The organism is Corynebacterium sp. HMSC06C06 (assembly GCF_001807295.1).
Taxonomy (GTDB): Bacteria; Actinomycetota; Actinomycetes; order Mycobacteriales; family Mycobacteriaceae; genus Corynebacterium; species Corynebacterium striatum.
The window spans coordinates 1-19,438 of the sequence record NZ_KV788490.1; the positions used below are offsets into that span (position 1 = coordinate 1).

At 58.4% G+C, this 19,438-nt stretch carries 24 protein-coding genes; 7 read left to right on the forward strand and 17 right to left on the reverse strand.

All coding sequences use genetic code 11. From position 1 onward, the window contains the following. Nucleotides 1–126 precede the first annotated feature (126 nt). The 10 genes from HMPREF3153_RS05925 to rpsH form a co-directional block, all read right to left on the reverse strand. Nucleotides 127–930 (reverse strand): L,D-transpeptidase, encoded by an 804-nt coding sequence (locus HMPREF3153_RS05925; protein ID WP_070420317.1) that lies wholly within the window; start codon nt 928–930, stop codon nt 127–129. A gap of 124 nt (nt 931–1,054) precedes the next feature. After that, nucleotides 1,055–1,849 carry a type I methionyl aminopeptidase gene (gene map, locus HMPREF3153_RS05930; RefSeq protein WP_034656515.1) on the reverse strand — a complete coding sequence of 265 codons (795 nt, stop codon included), beginning with the start codon at nt 1,847–1,849 and terminating at the stop codon, nt 1,055–1,057. A 5-nt stretch (nt 1,850–1,854) separates the two neighbouring features. Next, complete coding sequence (locus tag HMPREF3153_RS05935) at nt 1,855–2,400, reverse strand: adenylate kinase (RefSeq protein ID WP_005527795.1); 546 nt, start codon at nt 2,398–2,400, stop codon at nt 1,855–1,857. Continuing rightward, nucleotides 2,400–3,725, reverse strand: coding sequence for a preprotein translocase subunit SecY (secY, locus tag HMPREF3153_RS05940; RefSeq protein ID WP_046646785.1), 1,326 nt, complete (start codon nt 3,723–3,725; stop codon nt 2,400–2,402). Before secY ends, HMPREF3153_RS05935 begins: the two co-directional genes overlap by 1 nt. A 276-nt stretch (nt 3,726–4,001) precedes the next feature. Then, nucleotides 4,002–4,451, reverse strand: a complete 450-nt coding sequence (rplO, locus tag HMPREF3153_RS05945) for a 50S ribosomal protein L15 (RefSeq protein ID WP_005527791.1) — start codon at nt 4,449–4,451, stop codon at nt 4,002–4,004. A gap of 3 nt (nt 4,452–4,454) precedes the next feature. Continuing rightward, complete coding sequence (rpmD, locus tag HMPREF3153_RS05950) at nt 4,455–4,640, reverse strand: 50S ribosomal protein L30 (protein WP_005527789.1); 186 nt, start codon at nt 4,638–4,640, stop codon at nt 4,455–4,457. A gap of 3 nt (nt 4,641–4,643) precedes the next feature. Next, complete coding sequence (gene rpsE, locus HMPREF3153_RS05955) at nt 4,644–5,270, reverse strand: 30S ribosomal protein S5 (protein ID WP_005527787.1); 627 nt, start codon at nt 5,268–5,270, stop codon at nt 4,644–4,646. A gap of 40 nt (nt 5,271–5,310) precedes the next feature. Continuing rightward, the gene (gene rplR, locus HMPREF3153_RS05960; protein WP_005527786.1) at nt 5,311–5,712 is read right to left on the reverse strand and encodes a 50S ribosomal protein L18; all 402 of its coding nucleotides are present in this window, start codon (nt 5,710–5,712) and stop codon (nt 5,311–5,313) included. A gap of 3 nt (nt 5,713–5,715) precedes the next feature. After that, entirely contained in the window at nt 5,716–6,252 is a 537-nt protein-coding gene (gene rplF, locus HMPREF3153_RS05965) for a 50S ribosomal protein L6 (RefSeq protein WP_005527784.1), read from the reverse strand. A 14-nt stretch (nt 6,253–6,266) separates the two neighbouring features. Then, nucleotides 6,267–6,650 carry a 30S ribosomal protein S8 gene (gene rpsH, locus HMPREF3153_RS05970; RefSeq protein WP_005527782.1) on the reverse strand — a complete coding sequence of 128 codons (384 nt, stop codon included), beginning with the start codon at nt 6,648–6,650 and terminating at the stop codon, nt 6,267–6,269. A 435-nt stretch (nt 6,651–7,085) separates the two neighbouring features. Between rpsH and HMPREF3153_RS05975 the strand changes: the two genes are divergently transcribed. From HMPREF3153_RS05975 to HMPREF3153_RS05985, 3 genes are read left to right on the forward strand one after another with little or no spacing between them, the layout of a single operon-like run. Beyond that, a complete protein-coding gene (locus tag HMPREF3153_RS05975; protein WP_005527780.1) occupies nt 7,086–7,331 on the forward strand; it encodes a DUF6457 domain-containing protein in 246 nt (81 codons plus the stop codon). Next, nucleotides 7,331–8,182, forward strand: a complete 852-nt coding sequence (fdhD, locus tag HMPREF3153_RS05980; RefSeq protein WP_070420318.1) for a formate dehydrogenase accessory sulfurtransferase FdhD — start codon at nt 7,331–7,333, stop codon at nt 8,180–8,182. The genes HMPREF3153_RS05975 and fdhD overlap by 1 nt, the downstream gene beginning before the upstream one ends. Then, nucleotides 8,179–8,931: a B3/B4 domain-containing protein gene (locus tag HMPREF3153_RS05985; protein WP_070420319.1), complete on the forward strand. Its 753-nt coding sequence runs from the start codon at nt 8,179–8,181 to the stop codon at nt 8,929–8,931. Before fdhD ends, HMPREF3153_RS05985 begins: the two co-directional genes overlap by 4 nt. Here the strand turns inward: HMPREF3153_RS05985 and HMPREF3153_RS05990 are convergent. After that, entirely contained in the window at nt 8,928–9,713 is a 786-nt protein-coding gene (locus HMPREF3153_RS05990; protein ID WP_049146958.1) for a formate/nitrite transporter family protein, read from the reverse strand. The two genes, HMPREF3153_RS05985 and HMPREF3153_RS05990, sit on opposite strands and share 4 nt — an antisense overlap. Before the next feature lie 618 nt (nt 9,714–10,331). Between HMPREF3153_RS05990 and HMPREF3153_RS05995 the strand changes: the two genes are divergently transcribed. Next, nucleotides 10,332–10,958, forward strand: coding sequence for a sortase family protein (locus HMPREF3153_RS05995; protein WP_070420320.1), 627 nt, complete (start codon nt 10,332–10,334; stop codon nt 10,956–10,958). A gap of 108 nt (nt 10,959–11,066) precedes the next feature. Here HMPREF3153_RS05995 and rplE read toward each other — a convergent pair whose 3' ends face one another. The 3 genes from rplE to rplN are packed head-to-tail and all read right to left on the reverse strand — an operon-like array spanning nt 11,067 to nt 12,308. Further along, nucleotides 11,067–11,618, reverse strand: a complete 552-nt coding sequence (gene rplE, locus HMPREF3153_RS06000) for a 50S ribosomal protein L5 (protein ID WP_046646792.1) — start codon at nt 11,616–11,618, stop codon at nt 11,067–11,069. 2 nt (nt 11,619–11,620) lie between these two features. Further along, nucleotides 11,621–11,935, reverse strand: a complete 315-nt coding sequence (gene rplX, locus HMPREF3153_RS06005) for a 50S ribosomal protein L24 (RefSeq protein WP_005527724.1) — start codon at nt 11,933–11,935, stop codon at nt 11,621–11,623. 4 nt (nt 11,936–11,939) lie between these two features. Further along, complete coding sequence (rplN, locus tag HMPREF3153_RS06010; RefSeq protein WP_070420321.1) at nt 11,940–12,308, reverse strand: 50S ribosomal protein L14; 369 nt, start codon at nt 12,306–12,308, stop codon at nt 11,940–11,942. A gap of 530 nt (nt 12,309–12,838) precedes the next feature. Between rplN and HMPREF3153_RS06015 the strand changes: the two genes are divergently transcribed. Continuing rightward, nucleotides 12,839–13,666: a hypothetical protein gene (locus HMPREF3153_RS06015; RefSeq protein ID WP_070420322.1), complete on the forward strand. Its 828-nt coding sequence runs from the start codon at nt 12,839–12,841 to the stop codon at nt 13,664–13,666. 238 nt (nt 13,667–13,904) lie between these two features. Here HMPREF3153_RS06015 and HMPREF3153_RS06020 read toward each other — a convergent pair whose 3' ends face one another. After that, nucleotides 13,905–15,899, reverse strand: coding sequence for a sucrose-specific PTS transporter subunit IIBC (locus tag HMPREF3153_RS06020; RefSeq protein ID WP_070420323.1), 1,995 nt, complete (start codon nt 15,897–15,899; stop codon nt 13,905–13,907). Nucleotides 15,900–16,063: 164 nt separating this feature from the next. Next, the gene (locus HMPREF3153_RS06025) at nt 16,064–17,389 is read right to left on the reverse strand and encodes a glycoside hydrolase family 32 protein (RefSeq protein WP_070420324.1); all 1,326 of its coding nucleotides are present in this window, start codon (nt 17,387–17,389) and stop codon (nt 16,064–16,066) included. Between the two features lie 21 nt (nt 17,390–17,410). Between HMPREF3153_RS06025 and HMPREF3153_RS06030 the strand changes: the two genes are divergently transcribed. Both HMPREF3153_RS06030 and HMPREF3153_RS06035 read left to right on the forward strand, forming a co-directional pair. After that, entirely contained in the window at nt 17,411–18,319 is a 909-nt protein-coding gene (locus HMPREF3153_RS06030; protein ID WP_070420325.1) for a carbohydrate kinase family protein, read from the forward strand. Further along, a complete protein-coding gene (locus tag HMPREF3153_RS06035) occupies nt 18,320–18,739 on the forward strand; it encodes a multidrug transporter (protein ID WP_070420326.1) in 420 nt (139 codons plus the stop codon). It begins immediately after the preceding gene. A 78-nt stretch (nt 18,740–18,817) separates the two neighbouring features. Here the strand turns inward: HMPREF3153_RS06035 and HMPREF3153_RS06040 are convergent, their stop codons facing one another. After that, nucleotides 18,818–19,279, reverse strand: coding sequence for a hypothetical protein (locus HMPREF3153_RS06040; RefSeq protein ID WP_070420327.1), 462 nt, complete (start codon nt 19,277–19,279; stop codon nt 18,818–18,820). Nucleotides 19,280–19,438: the final 159 nt, after the last annotated feature.

Consider the following 19,438-nt stretch of genomic DNA (forward strand, 5'->3'; position numbering starts at 1 on the left):
AAAACCAATGGTGCAACGACGCCTAGAATCCGCCGACACACCAAAACATGAAAAATCCCCATTCCTTCCATCGGCTCTTGCCGCGAAGGGAATGAGGAAATGCCTTAAAGCTTTAGTTGCTCGGGCTTAGTAGATGAAAACCTTGGAACCAACTGGAACGTCGTTCCAGAAGCGGACTGCGTCCTGGTGCGGCAGGTGGATGCAACCGTTGGACTCGTATGCCGGGGAACCCTCGTGGAAAGCGTGGCCATTGTTGGTGAAGTACATGGAGTAAGGCATCGGCGCGTTGCCAAACTCGCGGGAGATCTCATCCTTTACCTTGCGGTTGATGTAGAAGGTGCCGCGTGGGGTCTCTTCACCAGCCATGCCGGAAGAGATGGCAGATGCCACGTAGGTGACGTTGCCGTTATCCTGCAGCCAGGAACGCTTGCCTTTGAGGTCAACGCAAACACGTGCATCAGCCGGGCACGGACCGCGGTCAAAAGCGTTGCGCTGGCGCTGTGCCTCGGCCTCACGGGCAGCAGCCTGAGCCGCAGCATGCTCGCGAGCAACCTGCTCAGCGTGGGCACGCTCCTGAGCCTCGCGAGCAGCGCGAGCTTCTGCGTTCTTCTGGTCAATGAGTCCAGGGAAGATTGCGTTCAAAGCTGCATCAACAGCCGGCTGAATAGCGTCTGCCGCAGCAGGGTTTAAGACCTTGACCTGATCCAGAATCTGGTTACGGGTGTTCCAAGCCTGCTCGCGGGACTGACCGACGAAGTTATCGATCTGTGCCTGCACATCGGAGCTCATGGACTCAATGGAAGGAACGGTCTGAGCGGAAGCTGCAGGGGCGCCTGCAAGAACGGAGACAGTCATGACGCCGGCGGTCATAGGGGCAATTAGCGCACGACGTGCCTTAGCAGACACGTTGCGGAGGCGAAGTTTAGACATGGCAACGAGTATAAACCCTGAAGTGGAATCCGCATACTCGACGCGGCCACTGTCCTCCCCCAGCAATTTCCACCTACCAGCTGTGGACTCTCGCAGCGGAACCGGTTAATAGGAAGGATTAAGGCTAATAGCGAGGAGTAAGGATTCGTGGGCCGTCGGCGGTCGCGGCGACGGTGTGTTCCCAGTGAGCGGCGAGACTGCCGTCAAGGGTGACCACAGTCCAATCGTCGTCAAGCACGGCGTTATCCTCCGTACCCAGGGTGAGCATTGGTTCAATCGCAAGTACCGAACCTTCCTGAATCAAAGGCCCACGACCGGCCTTGCCTTCGTTGGCGAGGTAGGGCTCTTCGTGCATGGTGCGACCAATACCGTGGCCGCCATATCCATCTACGATGAACAGATCCACACCGAACTTATCCTCGGCGCGGTAGGTGGCTTGCTCCAAGGCGTGCGAGACATCAGTTAGACGATTCCCGGGGAGCATAGCCTTGAGTCCTTCCATTAGGACCCATTCGGTGGCGTCGTTAAGCGCAACTGCTTCTGGAGAAAGCTTGCCGACACCAAAAGTCCAAGCGCTGTCCCCTACCCAACCGTCGAGCGTTGCACCACAGTCGATGGAGACCAAGTCACCTTCAGCAAGAACGATGTCCTTGCCGGGGATCCCGTGAACAATGACGTCGTTGACAGACGCACAAATCGAACCAGGAAAACCCTCGTACCCTTTGAACGTAGGAGTTGCGCCCGCATCGCGAATGGTCTGCTCGGCCACCTCATCAAGTTCGAGGGTAGATACGCCAGACGCCGCAGCATCGCGTACTGCCTGCAATGCTTTGCCGACGATTTCACCGGCGGCCTGCATTGCGTCGAGTTCGCCCGGGGTACGGGCGGGAATTGCTTTGCTGCGGCGTCTAAAACCCATGAGTCTTACTTACCCATAGCCTTCAGAGTGCGCTCGTTGATCTCCTCAACGGTGCCCTCAGCCTTAACGTTGATGATGTCATCGCCGTAGTGCTGGATGAGCGGGAAGGTCTCGTCACGGTAGACACCGAGGCGGGTACGGATGGTCTCCTCGTTGTCATCAGCACGTCCGCGAGCAAGCATGCGCTCAACGACGACGTCCTCAGACACCTCGAAGTTGATAACGCCGTCGAGCTTCTGCCCCTTCTTCTCCAGCAGATCAGCCAAGATATCAGCCTGCTCCACGGTGCGTGGGAAGCCATCCAAGAGGAAGCCATTGGCAGCGTCGTCCTGGTTCAGACGATCCTCAACCATGCGTGCGGTGACGTCAGTTGGCACCAGCTTGCCGGCATCGATGTAGGACTTTGCTTCAACACCAAGCGGAGTGCCCTGGCCGATGTTGGCGCGGAACAGGTCGCCGGTAGAGATGTGCGGGACGCCGAGCTTTTCGCTCAGGATAGCTGCTTGGGTGCCTTTGCCAGCACCGGGAGGGCCGAGGAGTACGTAACGCATTACTTGAGAAGTCCTTCGTAGTTGGATTGCAGGAGCTGGGACTCAATCTGCTTGACCGTGGTCAAGGCGACAGAGACCATAATCAAGATCGCGGTACCACCGAATGCGGAGGTGCCATTCGCAGTGGAGTGGCCAACTCCGAGGTCCAGAAGGATATTCGGCAGGATAGCGATCAATGCAAGGTATAGGGAGCCAACGAACAGCAGACGGTTCATGACGAAACCGAGGTACTGCGCGGTGGGACGGCCCGGGCGGATACCCGGGATAAATCCACCATACTTCTTCATGTTGTCAGCCTGCTCAGCAGGGTCGTACTGAACCGATACGTAGAAGTAGGAGAAGAAGATGGTCAGTACGAAGTAAAGAACGATGTACTGCCACGAGCTTGGAGATTGCAGATGCGCAATCACGTTGCGCTGCCACCAGTTATCCGGGACTACTGCAGAGCCAGAGTTAACGATCTGCGTGATGAGAACCGGCATGTAAATAAGCGAGGACGCAAAGATGACCGGGATAACGCCGGCCTGGTTAACCTTCAGCGGCAGGTAGGTGGAAGAGCCACCGTACTGGCGGCGGCCAACCATGCGCTTTGCGTACTGGACTGGAATGCGGCGCTGGCCCTGCTCGATGAAGGTGATGCCAACGACAAGGACGATCAGGCCAGCGACAACCATGGCGAAGACGAGTCCGCCGTTGTTCTTCATGATGCTGACGCCATCGGTTGGCAGGCGAGTTGCAATACCCGCGAAGATCATCAGGGACATACCGTTACCGATGCCCTTCTCAGTGATGAGCTCGCCCATCCACATAACGAGGATTGCACCTGCGGTCATCGTGATAACCAGGACAATCAAGGTGAAGAAGTTACGGTCTTCAGCAAGCACAGGGACGCCTTGGCCAAGCAGCTGCTCACGGTCTGCGAGGGCCACGATGCCGGAGGACTGCAGCAGCGCCAGTGCGAGGGTCAGGTAACGCGTGTACTGCGTCATCTTGGCTTGACCAGACTGACCTTCCTTCTTTAGCTGCTCGAAGTGTGGAATGACTACGGTGAGCAGCTGGACGATGATCGACGCCGTAATGTACGGCATGATGCCGATGGCGAAGATGGAAAGCTGCAACAGCGCACCACCTGAGAACAGGTTGATGACGGAGTACAGGTTGCCGGACTCCTCAGTCAGGGTGCGCAGGCGGCCAGCGATGGACGCGTAATCAACACCTGGGGATGGAATCTGGGCACCGATGCGGTAAGCAATGATCATCACGATGGTGAAGATGATCTTCTTACGCAGGTCGGCGTCCTTAAAAGCCTGCAAAATGGCGGACACTACAAAATCCTCCTGGCCTTCCTACGCAGCCAACGCCTAAGGCAATAGGTGGCAGCGTGGAGGTGGAACTCATCTGTCCTGTTCAGACCACCCTGGCACGCTAAACACTGCGAGCTATGGGAAGCCCTAAAGGACGGTTGAACACTTATGACCCTGCAAGCCTACCAGCCTGACCTAACTTAGCCACAATGCAGGTAGGAATTGAGTAATAAAACTATAAAGGTGCCCGTCTCCCCTTGGAGAAACGGGCACCTATCTAGTCAAGAATCGCGTTGATTACTTGGTAGCGGTGGCGGAGCCACCAGCAGCCTCGATCTTCTCAACAGCGGACTTGGAGAACTTGTCAGCGGTGACATTCAGCTTGACGTTGATGTCGCCGTTGCCCAGAACCTTGACCGGCTGGTTCTTGCGAACCAGGCCTGCGGAGACGAGATCTGCAACGGTGACGTCGCCACCGTTTGCGAATGCCTCTGCGAGGTCTGCAACGTTGACTACTTGGTACTCAACGTGGTTCGGGTTCTTGAAGCCCTTCAGCTTCGGCAGACGCATGTGGATCGGCATCTGGCCACCCTCGAAAGCAGCGGAAACCTGCTTACGAGCCTTGGTGCCCTTGGTACCGCGACCAGCGGTCTTACCCTTGGATGCCTCACCGCGGCCGACGCGGGTCTTAGGCTTGTTTGCTCCTGCGGATGGGCGCAGGTCGTGCAGCTTGATGATATCAGCCATGGTTTACTCCCCTGCCACTTCTTCGACGGTGACCAGGTGGCGTACTTTATGAACCATGCCGCGGATGATCGGGGTGTCCTGCTTTACAACAGACTGGCCGATCTTCTTGAGGCCGAGAGCCTCAATGTTCTTGCGATGATTCGGCTTGGTACCCACCAGGCCCTTTACCTGAGTAATCTTCAGAGCCATTGCTTATGCCTCCTGACCTGCGCGCTTACGCAGCATCTGGGCCGGAGCAACCTCTTCGAGGGACTTGCCACGACGTGCGGCAACCTCTTCAGGGCGAACCAGCTGCTTTAGGCCGTCCACGGTAGCGCGGACGACGTTGAGGGCGTTGTCGGAGCCGAGGGACTTCGACAGGATGTCCTGCACACCAGCGCACTCGAGCACCGGACGTGCAGCACCACCGGCAATAACACCGGTACCAGGTGCGGCAGGCTTCATCATGACGATGCCAGCTGCGTCGCGACCCTCGACCGGGTGGGTGATGGTGCCGGCGATCATCGGGACGCGGAAGAAGTTCTTGCGAGCCTCTTCTGCACCCTTCTGAATTGCGGCAGGGACTTCCTTAGCCTTGCCGTAGCCAACGCCAACCATGCCCTGGCCATCGCCAACGACGACGAGAGCGGTGAAGGACATGTTGCGGCCACCCTTAACGGTCTTGGAGACGCGGTTGATGGTGACTACGCGCTCGATGTACTTATCGCGCTCGTTGTCCTGCTGATTACGACGATCGTTGCGACGACCGCCATTGTTGCGGTCGTTGTTACGACCGTTCTCGGCGGAGCGTCCGCCGTCACGCTTTTCACGGTCCGACATTAGGCGTTCCTTCCGTTGATGTTTCCGTTTGCCATGATCATTAGAACTTCAGACCACCTTCACGAGCTGCCTCTGCGAGAGCGGCAACGCGACCGTGGTACTTGTAGCCAGCACGGTCGAAGACAACTGTCTCGATGCCAGCAGCCTTGGCGCGCTCAGCGACCAGGGCGCCAACCTTGGCGGCCTTTGCCTTCTTGTCGCCCTCGAGTGCACGAACGTCAGCTTCCATGGAGGAAGCTGCGACCAGGGTGTGGCCAGCCAGGTCGTCGATGACCTGGACGTGCATGTGGCGGGAGGAGCGGTGAACGACCAGACGCGGTGCCTCAGGGGTGCCGCGCAGGGTCTTACGGATGCGGAAGTGACGGCGTGCGCGTGCTTCGCGACGGCGGGAGGAGATGTCCTTGCCGATTGGGGTGCGCTTTGCGTTTTCAGTGTTAGCCATTGCTTACTTACCCGTCTTTCCGACCTTGCGGCGGACCTGCTCGCCTTCGTAACGAATGCCCTTGCCCTTGTAAGGATCGTCCTTACGCAGGCGGCGAATGTTAGCGGCGACCTGTCCGACCTTTTGCTTGTCAATACCAGATACGGAGAGCTTGGTTGCGCCATCCACAGCGAAGGTGATGCCCTCCGGAGCCTCGATGAGGATCGGGTGGGAGTAACCCAGAGCGAACTCGAGGTCCTTGCCCTTCTGCTGGACACGGTAACCGACACCGAAGATTTCCATCTTGATGGTGTAGCCCTCGGTCACGCCAACAACAGCGTTGTTGACGAGGGAGCGGGACAGGCCGTGCAGAGCGCGGTGCTTGCGGTCATCATCTGGACGGGAAACCGTGATTACGGAATCCTCGACTGCGATGGTGATTGGCTCTGGCAGAACGACGGTCTGGGTGCCCTTGGAACCCTTAACCTCGACCTCCTGGCCGTTTACCTTGATTTCAACGCCGGATGGTACGGCGATTGGTGCTAGACCGATACGAGACATGTGTCAATCCTCCCTTACCAGACGTAGGCGAGAACTTCTCCGCCTACGCCCTTCTCCTGAGCCTGACGGTCGGTCAGCAGACCCTGAGACGTGGAGATGATAGCCACGCCCAGGCCGCCAAGGACCTTCGGCAGATTGGTGGACTTTGCGTACACACGCAGACCCGGCTTAGACACGCGACGCAGACCAGCGATGGAGCGCTCACGGTTGTTGTACTTGAGGGTGAGCTTGAGCTCACGGTCCTCAACGGTGTAGTCAGCGATGTAGCCTTCCTGCTTCAAGATGTCGGCGATGCTTGCCTTGATCTTGGAGGTCGGCATCGACACGGTGTCGTGGTGCGCATGGCTTGCGTTGCGCACGCGCGACAGCATGTCGGCGATAGGATCAGTCATGGTCATGTGAGTGACCGGTACCTTTCTCGTTGCGGTTCCCACTACATTTCTTCCGAAACGCGCGAGCTTTAAGCTCACGCCCACCTAAGCGTTTTCCGTGTGATTTCGGGCTACTCACGCTCCCCACGGTCAATACCGTAAGGCGCTCGCCACCCTTTGATACATACAACGGGCCGCCATGAACGGCGGGGGGCCTACAACAAAGTTGATGTTGTTAAATTCTTGTTCGGCTTGACGCTTTCTGCAGCTCACAGGGCCTAAATCCCAAGAAGATTTTGGCGCACTGCCACCTCGGCGCAAGTCCGACCTGCAACTTTACTCGCTTACCTGCCCTTTTCCAAATCTCTCTCCCGGCGCAAGTTCCATGGCTTTCTTCCCGAAAGCGTCCACTTGTTGCCTCCGCCATGTTGCGTGTACAGCGGGCAGACTACAGTTGCCGTCATGACCGAAGAAAAAGACCCAATCCAATCCGCCCACCAGTGGCTGGAAGAGGCCGCGGAGCTTCTCGGCGTCGACAAGCACGATGCCACTGCCCTTGTCCGTGAGCTCCTCGATCTCACTAAGGATGTTGCTCACAATCGCGCCCGTCCGGCAGCACCTCTGACCGCATACTTGGTGGGTTTGGCCTCCCAGGACACGGAGGAGGCTCGCGCCAACATCGCCAAGCTCAAGGCGGCAATCCAGTAATGGCAAGTCGCGTCACATCCAACTTTGCGGTAACCAAGGTGCGTCTCGGCGGCGAGAGCGGCATCGAGGTCACGCAGGTCGACACCCGCGCTGACACCGTGGCTGGAGAGGAACCGTTAGAGATCCGCGTCGGCAGGCAGACGCTAACCACCACCATGCGCACGCCGGGCCACGACATCGAGCTCGCGCACGGCTTCCTTCATTCGGAGGGGCACATCACGGCGCTTTCCGACGTCGCCGAAGCCCGCTACTGCGCCGGCTCCACCATTGACGGGATGAACACCTACAACCTGCTCGACGTGGACCTTGCGAACGACAACGTCATTAGCTTGTCCGACCTGCGTCTGACACTTAGCAACTCCGCGTGCGGCGTATGCGGCACTAGCTCCATCGAGGATTTAGACAAGAAATCGCGCTACGCGCTCCCCACCATCCCGATTGACCCGGCCGTCGTTGCGCAGCTGCCCGAGAAGCTGCGCGCCGAGCAAAAGCTCTTCCGCAAGACCGGTGGCATCCACGCCGCCGGCGCATTCACCTTAGACGGCAAGCCCATCGTTGTGCGGGAGGACGTCGGCAGGCACAACGCCGCAGACAAGGTCATTGGGCACCTGCTCCTTGAAGATCGCCTGCCCGCAGACGACCTTATTTTGGTTATGAGCTCCCGCGCCAGCTTCGAGCTTGTACAAAAAGCAGCAATGGCCGGGTTCGGAATGCTCGTTGCTGTTAGCGCGGCATCCTCCCTCGCCGTGGAGACTGCCCGGGAGACCGGCATGGCTTTGGTGGGGTTTGCCCGCGGCGATCGTTTCAACATCTACGCAGGTGAACTCAAGTCAGGAGAACTCAAGCGATGAGCAACAACACTTCCAACAAGATCCGCAGTACTGGGGAACTCATCGAGTTCCTTGCTGACGCCAGCATCAGCCCCGAGGTCGCGGCCTTACGCCCCGACTACCGCGCGCTGCTCATCGCTGTCGATGGCATCACGCCTGCGCCTTCCGACGCCCACTCGGAGCAGCTCTTGCGCAACGCCGAGGAGGTCGCCCGCACACGCTTGGGCAAGTGCGCCGTCACGGATTTCCCGCACATCGCCGCATGGCGCGAGGCTTATCAAGGATTCGGCGCGAAGCCATCGCGCACCCGCAACAGCGCGGAGGCGCTCATGCGCCGCGCGGAAGAGGGGCTGCCTCGCATCAACCGCCTCACGGACATCTATAACTCGCTGTCCGTGACTTATGAGATCCCCTTCGGCGGCGAAGACCTGAACGCCTATGTATCAGCTCCACAGCTGGTGCGAGCTACCGGTGCTGAGAACTTCGCCACTATGGACAAAGGCGAGCCTGTAACCGAGCATCCCGAGCCGGGCGAGGTGGTCTGGCTCGATGCGAACGGCGTCACCTGCCGCCGTTGGAATTGGCGCCAGTGCACCCGCACGGCGATGCACGACGACACCACCGCGGCGCTGTTCATCCTCGATGCACTGGAGCCTGTCGACGACGTCGAGCTGCGCGTTGTGGGTGAAAACCTAATTGACGAGCTCCGGGAGTATTCCTCGGAACTCGTCGTTGCCATGCGCATCCTGCGCGCAGAAGATGATGATTAGTCGCGGTAAGCCTCAGGGCCCTTGTTGAGCCAGGCGTAAACGCCACCGATGAGGAAGCCGCCGCCGATGACGTTGCCGATCCACACCAGGGACCAGTTGGTGAGAACAGCACCCAAGGTGAAGCCGTCAGGCAGTGGGGTGGAGCAGAAGAAAGTCAGCATCATCAGGCAGAAGTTTGCGATAACGTGCTCAAGGCTCAGGCCCACGAAGCACGCGATGATCGGAACGATGACGAAGAACTTGGACACGATGTCCTTGGCAAAGACGGCACCAACAATGGCCATGTTGACCACGAAGTTGGCGAGCATACCCTCAACCAACAGGCCTGCAGGGTCCTTCTCCAGCTTGCCCATGGTCAAGGTGGAAATGAGGTGGGTCGGGTCTATATGGCCCAGCTTCGCAGACATGCCCATTGCCGCTGCGAAGAGAGCCGCACCGACGAGGTTGAAGAACGTGGTCACGATGAGCAACCACAGGCCCTTGCCCCAACCAACCTGCTTGTTGATAGCACCGTAGACCACGTACATCATGCTGCCGGTGGCCAGTTCGGCGCCCAGGATAACGATGGCAAAAAGGCCAAGGCCGAAGAACAGAGCGAAGACAGGAGCTCCGAGGCCCTCTGCATGCTTTTCCACGGCCTGTCCCAGAACCGCAGCGAAAGCAGTACCGATTGCGAGGTAGACGCCGGCGAGAATTGCGCGGACGGCGAAGCGGCCAAATGACTCGTCGAGGAGAGTCACTTTTTTCTTGATTGCTGCTGCAGCAGATTCGTTGAGAGACACGAAGCTTCCTTTACCTAGAGATATAACGGCGATAACACTACAGCGAACAGCGCATCCGCGCCAACAACTTTGCAGCCACCACACCTGGATATATTCTGCGGTTATTACTGCTCAACGCCTGCCAAGGATTAGAGTTGGTTAGAATATTTACTTACTTTTAGAACCCACCTCCCTCCCCCCCTGGAGCCGCCGCCTATGCCCCCGCGTAATCCTCACGATCTGCCAGTTCACAGCGCAGATCACACGCGCCCCCGGGCAGACAGTGCCAGCAGCAGTACCAGAGCCAGCACACAGCGCCGCCCCATCAATAACAGACCCATCGATACCCGCCGCGCTGGCAACGGCAACCCCGACGGCGAGCCCACCTACGTGCGGCGCACTCCCCCAAAGACGCCGAAGACATCAACATCAACAGCGCCGAAGCCACTACCCAACCGCCAAAAGCACAACCCCCGACCAAAGCCGCGAAGCAAGGGTGGCCGCCACCGCGCACAAAAAACGAACACGCCGGCGCCCCATACTCGCGCGCTGAACTTGTGGTCCAGCTCGGGAAAGTTCCGGATTGCGGTTGGTGTTCTTGCGAGTGCGGCGATTGCAAGTGGGGCTCTTGCCGCCACGATGCATCGCGTGGTCGATCCTCCTGAAGGACTAGAGAGCAACCAAGTCCCTGTAGCAGCTGCTCCAGTCATTGAGACCTCCGCCGCTGTTGAGATGTTCATCCCTGCAATCGAGGTCCATGCCGAATTCGAAGATGGCTCCTGCCGCGTCAAAGACGGCGCGATTAATCCGGATACGATGACCAAGGCCTGCACTTATACCGCTGCGGACCGTCCATATTCGCTGCCCGGCACTAATGCACCAGACATCACCGTCATCGCCGGACACACCGGCGCCGGCGTTCCCGCTGTCTTCAACAACCTCTACGACGGCGGCGCAAACAAGCACAAGGTCGCCCTCGGCGACAAGCTTTACCTGCGCACTGCAAACTCCGGCGACAACTGGCTGGTCTATAGCGCCACCGACATGCACGACCCAGTAAAAGAAGGCCTCGCCGAAGACCCTGCAATCTGGGGCGAAGGCCCCATGCCAGGCCGCCTTCTCACCATCAGCTGCATTCAGCCACCCAACCTCCTTGAAGCCTCCGTGCGTAATGCAGTGGTGGGCTGGCAATTTGAAGGTATAACTGCTGCAGACGCTACCGGGGTAGAAGCACCGTTAGATGTCTCCAACGGTCAATCTTCTTGAGGTATTGCGCTTGGCGATCTTTAATGCCGGATTCGCGGGCGATGAAATAAGTCCTAAATAAAGCGAAACGCCCCCACCAAAAGGTGAGGGCGAAAAGCTTAAGCCGCTTTACTTGAACGGGAAGCCGAGCTCCTTGAGGAGGCGGCGGCCTTCTTCGTCGTTGGTAGCGGTGGTAACGACGGTGATGTCCATACCACGTGGGCGGTCAACCTTGTCGATGTCGATCTCGTAGAACATGGTCTGCTCGGTGAGGCCGAAGGTGTAGTTGCCGTGGCCGTCGAACTGCTGGTCAGACAGACCGCGGAAGTCGCGAATACGCGGCAGCGCGATGGTCAGCAGGCGGTCCAGGAACTCCCACATGCGGTCGCCACGCAGGGTGACGCGGGCGCCGATTGGCATGCCCTCACGCAGCTTGAAGTTTGCGATGGACTTCTTTGCGCGACGCAGCTGCGGCTTCTGGCCGGTGATCGCGGTGAGGTCCTCGAGAGCGCCGTTGATCAGCTTGGAGTCACGCGCAGCGTCGCCAACACCCATGTTGACAACAACCTTGGTGACACCTGGGATCTGCATGACGTTGTCGTAGTTGAACTCGTCATTCAGGGTCTTCTTGATTTCCTCGCGGTAGCGGGTCTTCAGACGCGGAGTGTAGTTCTCGCTCATGATTAGATGTCCTTCCCGTTGCTACGTGCGATGCGGACCTTCTTGCCGTTTTCATCGAAACGGTAGCCCACGCGGGTCGGGTTGCCCTCGGAGTCAACGATTGCAACGTTAGACACGTGGATCGGTGCTTCCTGGGTAACGATTCCGCCGGACTCGGCGCCACGCTCAGTAGCGGAGTTAGCAACGTGCTTCTTCACGCGGTTAACGCCCTCGACGAGGACCTTGTCGCGCTTCGGGTATGCTTCGATGACCTTGCCCTTCGCGCCCTTGTCAGGACCCGAAATAACAATCACCATATCGCCCTTATGAATCTTCATAAGACTAGATCACCTCCGGTGCGAGAGAAACGATCTTCATGAACTTCTTGTCACGAAGCTCGCGAGCAACCGGGCCGAAGATACGGGTACCGCGTGGCTCGTTGTCACCCTTCAGAATGACAGCTGCGTTCTCATCAAAAGCGATGTAAGAACCGTCCGGACGACGGGTCTCCTTCTTTGCACGGACGACGACAGCCTTAACGATCTCGCCTTCCTTTACGTTGCCGCCTGGGACGGCGTCCTTGACAGTGGCGACGATGACGTCACCGATGCCAGCGAAACGTCGAACGGAGCCGCCGAGAACGCGGATGCACAGAATTTCACGTGCACCAGAGTTGTCGGCGACACGCAGACGCGATTCTTGCTGAATCACTATGGGTCTCCTGACCTGGATTGATGTGCGGTAAGATTTCCGTCCTTGCCGCACGCGGTCTACAAACTTGCGATGCTCAAGCCTTGGCAACGGACTATGCCGAAGGGTCTCGGTCCGGCGGTTCGGAAACGCACCGCTACGGGCCGACCAGCTTTTGCAACCTATACATTCAACCACACGCCAGCGCCCTTACCAAAACGCTGCTCGACGCTTGTCGAGGCCCCCTACCTTCACATTTATTTTCGCCAGTACACCCGCTTACCCCCGTGGCTCCATTTTTCGAATACACCGACACACACGCGGTCTCCAAAATTATCGGCACACTCTGCACATATAAACCTCACTTTAACTCCCCTCAGCGCAAATCCAGTCGCACAACTATTCTAATGGGCTAATTTTTCACAGCTATAACGCATGAAAAATACAGTTAATTTTTGATTTCCGTGTGACAACTGAGAATTCTGTGACTACTGTTATTTGCGTCGCGAAAGACACTTTTGCGCTTTCCCATATTTCCGAAGGAGAAACACATGAAGCGTTTGCCACAGACCCTGACCGCTGCTGTCCTGACCGGCGCACTCGCCTTTGGTGGCGCAGCTGTTGCTCAGGCCCAAACTGAAGAGAACACCACCGCAACCACCCCAGCTGAAGAAGTCACCGGCGAAATCGTACGCCATGATGTTGCTGCCGATCCGATTACCGTCGATGGTGTCGAGTACTTCAAGCAGGAAGACGGTTCTTGGCTGTCCAAGCCGGTCGCAGGCGATCCTGTTCGCTTGACCCCTGAGCAGGCAGAAAAGTTCGTGAAGGAGCAGCAGGACACCTCCGCAATTCCTGCTCCTGCCACCAAGATGGACGCTGAGGGCAACACTTGGTACCAGAGCATGAAGGATCCGTCGGTTTACGTCAACGATCCAGCCTTGGTCAACGTGGAAGTTACCCCCGAGATGCGTGACGCTTACGCAAAGGCATTCCCGTCTGAGACCCCGTCCGATCCTCAGAAGCCAGGCTTCGACGCGAAGAAGCTCGCATGGTTGGCGCTGCCCGCCGCACTGATCATCGGTGGCATCACCTGGTACCTGTCCCAGGACGGCAAGACCTACGTCAAGGACGAGGCACGCAAGAACCAGCAGCCGACCGCTGAGGAGAAGGCTGCTTCCGAGCAGATGCTGAACGCTAACAAGAATGAAGTTATCGCCCAGGGCGGTAAGCTCGCTGAGGGCGCTGCCCCGGCAGCCGCACGTGGTATGTCGGCTGAGACCGGCTCCAACTCCGTTGCACGGGCTCTGGCTGCTCTGGCCGTAGCTGCAATGGTTGCCGCCGGCGCCTTCGCCGCACGCCGCAAGTTCTTCGCCTAAGCGAGGACCTTCCTACCCCGTAGGAACCTAAAGAGAGACTGGCTGCGCCGGTTGGGCTTGTGCCCGGCCGGCGCAGCTATCGTTTTCCAGTCATTACAACGGCATACTCACTAAGCCAGAAGACATACCCTGTCTGCTTCACCAAGGTATTCCTGCCCCATGGTCTGCAACCGCTTATACGCCTCATCCCCGCTCCGAACCCTAGGTTCAGTAGCGGGGATGCGGCGTTAGCGTTTATCTAGCTAGCGGTTGGGGACGCGGCCGCTTCTTTCGTGACCTTGGGGTCAACGGTGAGCAGCGCGTCACCGAAAGCGATGTCCTCACCCGGGTGATAGGCCGGCAGGACTGGGCCCGTCTGCTTGGAGTTGGACACCACGACCGGGGTTGTCACCGGGTAGCCAGCGGCCTTGATGGCCTCAATATCGAACTCGCAGAGGAGGTCGCCTGTCTTGACTTCATCGCCCTTGGAAACGTGGGAGGTGAAGTGCTCGCCTTTAAGGTTCACGGTGTCAAAGCCGATGTGCATGAGGATATCAACGTTGTTGCCCTCAGCATCCTTACCACGCACGGCGTACGCGTGCTTCGAAGGGAAAGTCACTGTAACTTTGCCGTCAATCGGGGAAACGAGGCGGCCTTCGGTGGGCTCGATGGCAGCGCCAGCGCCCAGCTTGCCCGCAGCAAACATCGGGTCGGAGACCGCAGAGAGGGCCACAGCGCTGCCGGTCAGCGGCGAAGCCACACGGTAGGCGTTGGGGTCTGCAGTAGCGGACGGCACATCGCTACACGTCGCTGTGACGGCACCAGTCTCATCCGGGTCGATGGAGCCATTCTTAGAAATGAGGTAGCGACCATAGGCAAAGGCCACGCCGAAGGCCAAGATGAGGGAGACAATCGCACAGATGAAGAACTGCATGATGTCATTCGGGCGCATAGACACGAAGCCGATGAGTCCGGCAGCGCCCAGCGCGGTTGCCTTGACATCGAAGAGTGCGTTGAGCGTCGAGGCAATTGCCGAGGCACCCATACCGATGTAGAACGGCCAACGCAGTCGCAGGTTAACACCGAAAATGGCAGGCTCGGTGATGCCGAACAAAGCGGACATACCGGAAGCACCGGCCAAGCCCTTGAGCTTCTCACCGCGTGCAAGGAAGTAGACAGCGAGGGCTGCGCCACCTTGTGCGATGTTGGCCATGGAGGCCGTCGCGAAGATGAAGGATCCGCCCTGATCCCACAGCATGTACTCGATCGGCGGGAAGGACTGGTGGAGACCAGTGATAACGATCGGCGAGTACACCAGACCGAAGAGGAAGCCACCCACCGGACCGGCGAAGTCGTAGAGGTTGGCAAGGCCAACACCCAGCCACTCACCCGCGGTGCGCAGGAACGGACCAATGGCAACGAAGGTAATAAATCCTGTCAGCAGTAGGGTGATAAGTGGCGTGAGCATGAAGTCCACCGTGCCCTTGAGGTGACGGTGCAGGAACTTCTCAATGGTTGCCAAGATCCAGGCGATGACCAGGATCGGCAGGATGGAGCCTTGGTAGCCCGCTTGGGCGACGTCGAGGCCGAAAATGTTCCAGTAGGTCATCTCGCCAGAGTTGATAGTCTCGGCCACACTGTAGCCGTTAACCAAGTCCGGCATGACCATGGCCATCGCCATGCCGGCACCGAGGAACTCATTGCCGCCGAAACGCTTTGTGGCTGTAAAGCCGACCAAAATCGGCAAGAAGGCAAACGGCGCAGAGGCCAGCAGATTAATAAGACCGGCAACGTCCTCTAACGCTGGGACCATCTGAATAACAGATTGGTCGCCGAAAAGCCCCTCGGCAGAAAGAACGTTATTCAGGGCCATCAGCAGACCACCACCGACCAGAATCGGAATCAGTGGAACGAATATGTCTGCAAGAACCTTGATGGCCCGTGAGAACCAGTTGCCAGAGTTTGCGGCAATGTCCTTGAGCTCATCAGTGGAAACGGCGACGTTCTTGCGGATCATGCCGGTCATTTCTTTGTAGACGACGTTAACGTCGCCCGGACCAACAATCACCTGGAACATGCCGCCTGCCTCAAAGATGCCTTTGAGGTCAGGGTCACTCTCGAGTGCTTTGGTGTCTACTTCTTTGGTGTCTTTGAGAACCATGCGCAGGCGGGTGGCACAGTGCGCAAGTCCAACGATATTGTCTTCGCCACCCAATGCTTTGAGCGTCCGCGCGGCGACTTCTTTGTGATCCATAGGCGGATCCCTTTCCTAGTGATAGGGGCTAAATATCCTTCACCCCTATTAGATACATCACCCGGAAATAAAACCAAGCGTTCGGGCATAAATGAGGGAAAATTCACCTTTTCTTGGGTTCCAATCGGTCACCAAATCCGCTTCCCCCCCCTCAGCCTCCCTCTCTATATCTCGCGCCATCCACTCCAGCGAGCATCGTTTTCACCAAACACGCTAGCAGCCGCGGCGACGTGCCCACCGCCGGCAAAAATCTCCACCGCGCAGCCATCGGCGATGGCCACGAGTTCCCCCTCCGGGCAAGCGATAACGCGTTCATCTTCGCCGACTTTCACACGCAGCAGCCCCTCGCCCGCACTAAATTGCAGACGCTCGGTCCCCGCCGCGTCAACCAAGCTGTACTGCCCACCACGCGAGGCCACCACGCTCGTGGTCGTGCCAAAGCCCTCGCGGCCACTCGCCTCCGGAATGGACTTCCATACCGGGAGTTGGTGCAGCCAGCCATCCTCCAGCCACACTCGGCGCGGCAAGGAAAGCGTATGCACCCAGCCCTCGTCGACCGTCGGCTTATCGTCCTGGGAAGGCAGGCCGATCCAGCCCAGCATCACAGCCTCGCCGTCACCGGTGCCGACGAGCTGCGGCGCATAGAACTCATGACCATAATCCAACTCGCTGAAGCCGCGTTCAACTTGAAAAGTGGTTCCTTCCAGGCGACCAACAACGTAACCGCACTGATCGGAGGAAGCGTAGTGAGTCTGCCCGTCCACGCTCACGGGTTCCAGGCCCTGCGGACAAAAAACCAAAACGTCCTTGTCCTTGCCGGTTGCCTTATCCGTCAAGGTCACCAAGTTGGGGCACTCCCACATGTACCCGCCCGGGAGGATGTCGGGGCTAAGCCCTGGGAGGGCGTCGGAAAGCGCAAAATTGAGCTCCCCCTGAAACTCCCAGACCTCCAGGTCCGTGGAGCGATAGAGCACCACCGTGCCCGTCTCGTCCGTGCGCTGCGCACCGATGACCATGCGCCAGCCATGTTCGTCGCGCGAAATCTGCGGATCGCGGAAGTGCCCGGTAAAGCCCTCCTCCGCGTCAGGGATGAGCGGATTTCCGGCATCGCGCTGGTAGATGCCACCCTCGGGTCCTGATGGGTCAAGCACGCGCACCCTGTTCTGCGAGGGAATGCGCCGCCCATCGCGTTTGAGGTTGCCCGTGTAGTAAAGCCACACGTCAGTGCCGTCGACCACGGCCCCACCGGAGTAGCAACCATGCATGTCATAAGGCATGTCCGGATACAGTACATCCGGGTGATGCTGCCAGGGCCCAGGGGCGCTCAACAGCGCGGAAGCATGCCCCCAACCCGTGCGCTTGCTGGCATGCGGAAAACAAGGGTCATGCTGGTAATACACGTGGAGTGTATCGCCGTCGAGGAACACGCCGTTGGGATCATTGAGGCGGCCGAGGGGTGGTGCGATGTGAAAGTTCGGACGGTAGTTCATATCACCGATACTATGGAATTCATGAAGATCCATGTGTGTGGCGAAGGACTCGTCGACCTCGTCCCCGTCGCCCCAGGTAGCTTGCAAGACCTCACGCCAGCCCTGGGCGGCGGGCCTTTCAATGTGGCCATCGCGGCAGCACGTCTGGGCGGCGAGGTCAGCTTCCAGTCGCGCCTTTCCACCGACGGTTTCGGTAACGCGTTGGTGGAAAGGCTGGAGCAGGAAGGCGTGGACACGTCTATGGTCCAGCGCGGTCCAGAGCCCACCACTTTGGCCGTGACCAGCATCGGTGATGATGGTTCGGCGTCCTATACCTTCTACAAGGAGGGCACGGCAGATAGGTTGGTTGAGCCCACGCTTTCCGACGCCGAGATTGCCTGCTTCGGCACCGTTTCCCTCGCGTTGGAGCCCGGCGCTTCGCGCTATGGCGAACTGCTCAAGCGATTCGCAGCTAAGGGCAGCATCGTGGCGCTCGATCCGAATATCCGCCCGTTCTATGCCAACGATGAGCACAAGGCCTTCCTCAACGAGCTACTTGCCCACGTCACCGTGCTGAAGCTTTCTGAGGAAGAAGTGGAATTCCTGGGCAAGCAGGCGCTCAAGCAGGTTCCCGTCGTGGTGGTTACCCGCGGCGGCGAGGGCCTCGCGCTGCGTGCTGGCACGACCCGGCTCGAAGTGCCTTCTGTCAAGGTCGACGTCGCCGACACCATCGGCGCGGGTGATACCATCATGGGCGCGCTGCTCACAGAGATAGCCCGCCGCAACCTCACGGCGGAAGCGCTCACTCACTTGAGCGAATACGACTGGAAAGAGATTTTGGAATTCGCTGCGGCAGCCGCTGCGATTACTGTCTCCCGCAAGGGCGCACAGCCGCCACACCGCGCAGAAGTGCTTGCCATGCAATCAGATGCTCAGAAGAAGGAGGCCTAAATGTTTGCTTCATACCAGGGCCGTAGCACCGTTTTACATGCCGTGGCATTCGTCTTGGTGGCGTTATCTTTCATCTTCCCGGTAGTGCTGGGCACTTCTGCCCTGCTGCCCACGTGGCTATCCGGCATCGTGAGTATCCTCGTTGCGCTCGCCATACTTGTCGACGCCGGGCACAAAGCCTTCGCTCCATCTGAACGCCCCGCACGTGGCCTACGCGGACTATCCGCCCTCGCTGCGTTGACCGCGCTCATCGGCTGGATCTGCTGGCTTTTTATCTTCAACAACTTCGACGCCGCCGGTACCACCATGTACAAGGTAGGCACCTTCGCCCTGGGCACTAGCGCCGTGCTCAACATCTTCTGCGCCGCCATGGCCTTCATGGATTGGCGGGCTGGCCGCGTTACTCCGGTCAAGCACTAATCGGCGAAACTGCCTTTGGCTCCCGAAAGACATCAAGAACTCCTTGTAGTTGATCTGCGCAGCCACAAGGAGTTCTTGTTATTCAGCAGCTACGATTTCAAAGCCGGCGCCCACACGAGGCGGGCCGATCGGCAAAGAGGGATCACTTGCCCAACTAACTTTGTCAGCAGGGATCGACACCGTCACATGCTTGCCCACCCACGGCTCTGCCTTTTCGCGTCTTTCCTCGTCCGCGTCGTAGTGCGATGCAAGGAAGCCACTATCGACCACACGGGTTTCCTTGTGACCTGCCTTGTTCCCGGTGATCTCCCCCGGAGCGTCAAATTCGAGGATCCAATAGTCGCCGTTGAGCTCGCTTTCAGGGATTCCGGATTCGGGATGCGAGCCTAGGGTCTCATGACCTTTCTTCTCTACAACCTTGCCCGTCATCTTCAAGATGCCGTCTTCAACGACCACCGCTGGTTTCTTCGATTCTTCTGACGCCGTGAATTCTTGGGAATCCGCCTCTGCTGAACTTTGCGGCACCATCGTATTGAACATCTTCTCTGTTTCTTTAGCGGAGTCATCTTTTCCGGAACTACTGCAGCCAGAAAGCGCTAGGGCAGCAACACAGAGCAAGGAAACATAGCAACGCATGATTAGACCTCAGAACACATAAGGATAAAGGGGCTCTTCCGGTTTTAGAGTGCATTGATTTTG

Bases quoted from the DNA above. Each gene is read 5' to 3' on its own strand.
- HMPREF3153_RS06035 (WP_070420326.1), top strand. From the start codon at position 18,320: ATGTTTGCTTCATACCAGGGCCGTAGCACCGTTTTACATGCCGTGGCA.
- rpsH (WP_005527782.1), bottom strand. From the start codon at position 6,650: ATGACCATGACTGATCCTATCGCCGACATGCTGTCGCGCGTGCGCAAC.
- rplR (WP_005527786.1), bottom strand. From the start codon at position 5,712: ATGGCTAACACTGAAAACGCAAAGCGCACCCCAATCGGCAAGGACATC.
- rplF (WP_005527784.1), bottom strand. From the start codon at position 6,252: ATGTCTCGTATCGGTCTAGCACCAATCGCCGTACCATCCGGCGTTGAA.
- HMPREF3153_RS05975 (WP_005527780.1), top strand. From the start codon at position 7,086: ATGACCGAAGAAAAAGACCCAATCCAATCCGCCCACCAGTGGCTGGAA.
- HMPREF3153_RS06015 (WP_070420322.1), top strand. From the start codon at position 12,839: ATGAAGCGTTTGCCACAGACCCTGACCGCTGCTGTCCTGACCGGCGCA.
- HMPREF3153_RS05935 (WP_005527795.1), bottom strand. From the start codon at position 2,400: ATGCGTTACGTACTCCTCGGCCCTCCCGGTGCTGGCAAAGGCACCCAA.
- HMPREF3153_RS06030 (WP_070420325.1), top strand. From the start codon at position 17,411: ATGAAGATCCATGTGTGTGGCGAAGGACTCGTCGACCTCGTCCCCGTC.
- HMPREF3153_RS06025 (WP_070420324.1), bottom strand. From the start codon at position 17,389: ATGAACTACCGTCCGAACTTTCACATCGCACCACCCCTCGGCCGCCTC.
- HMPREF3153_RS06020 (WP_070420323.1), bottom strand. From the start codon at position 15,899: ATGGATCACAAAGAAGTCGCCGCGCGGACGCTCAAAGCATTGGGTGGC.
- rplO (WP_005527791.1), bottom strand. From the start codon at position 4,451: ATGGCTGATATCATCAAGCTGCACGACCTGCGCCCATCCGCAGGAGCA.
- HMPREF3153_RS06040 (WP_070420327.1), bottom strand. From the start codon at position 19,279: ATGTTCAATACGATGGTGCCGCAAAGTTCAGCAGAGGCGGATTCCCAA.
- fdhD (WP_070420318.1), top strand. From the start codon at position 7,331: ATGGCAAGTCGCGTCACATCCAACTTTGCGGTAACCAAGGTGCGTCTC.
- rpmD (WP_005527789.1), bottom strand. From the start codon at position 4,640: ATGGCTCTGAAGATTACTCAGGTAAAGGGCCTGGTGGGTACCAAGCCG.
- HMPREF3153_RS05925 (WP_070420317.1), bottom strand. From the start codon at position 930: ATGTCTAAACTTCGCCTCCGCAACGTGTCTGCTAAGGCACGTCGTGCG.
- map (WP_034656515.1), bottom strand. From the start codon at position 1,849: ATGGGTTTTAGACGCCGCAGCAAAGCAATTCCCGCCCGTACCCCGGGC.
- HMPREF3153_RS05995 (WP_070420320.1), top strand. From the start codon at position 10,332: ATGCATCGCGTGGTCGATCCTCCTGAAGGACTAGAGAGCAACCAAGTC.
- rplX (WP_005527724.1), bottom strand. From the start codon at position 11,935: ATGAAGATTCATAAGGGCGATATGGTGATTGTTATTTCGGGTCCTGAC.
- rpsE (WP_005527787.1), bottom strand. From the start codon at position 5,270: ATGTCGGACCGTGAAAAGCGTGACGGCGGACGCTCCGCCGAGAACGGT.
- HMPREF3153_RS05985 (WP_070420319.1), top strand. From the start codon at position 8,179: ATGAGCAACAACACTTCCAACAAGATCCGCAGTACTGGGGAACTCATC.
- rplE (WP_046646792.1), bottom strand. From the start codon at position 11,618: ATGAGCGAGAACTACACTCCGCGTCTGAAGACCCGCTACCGCGAGGAA.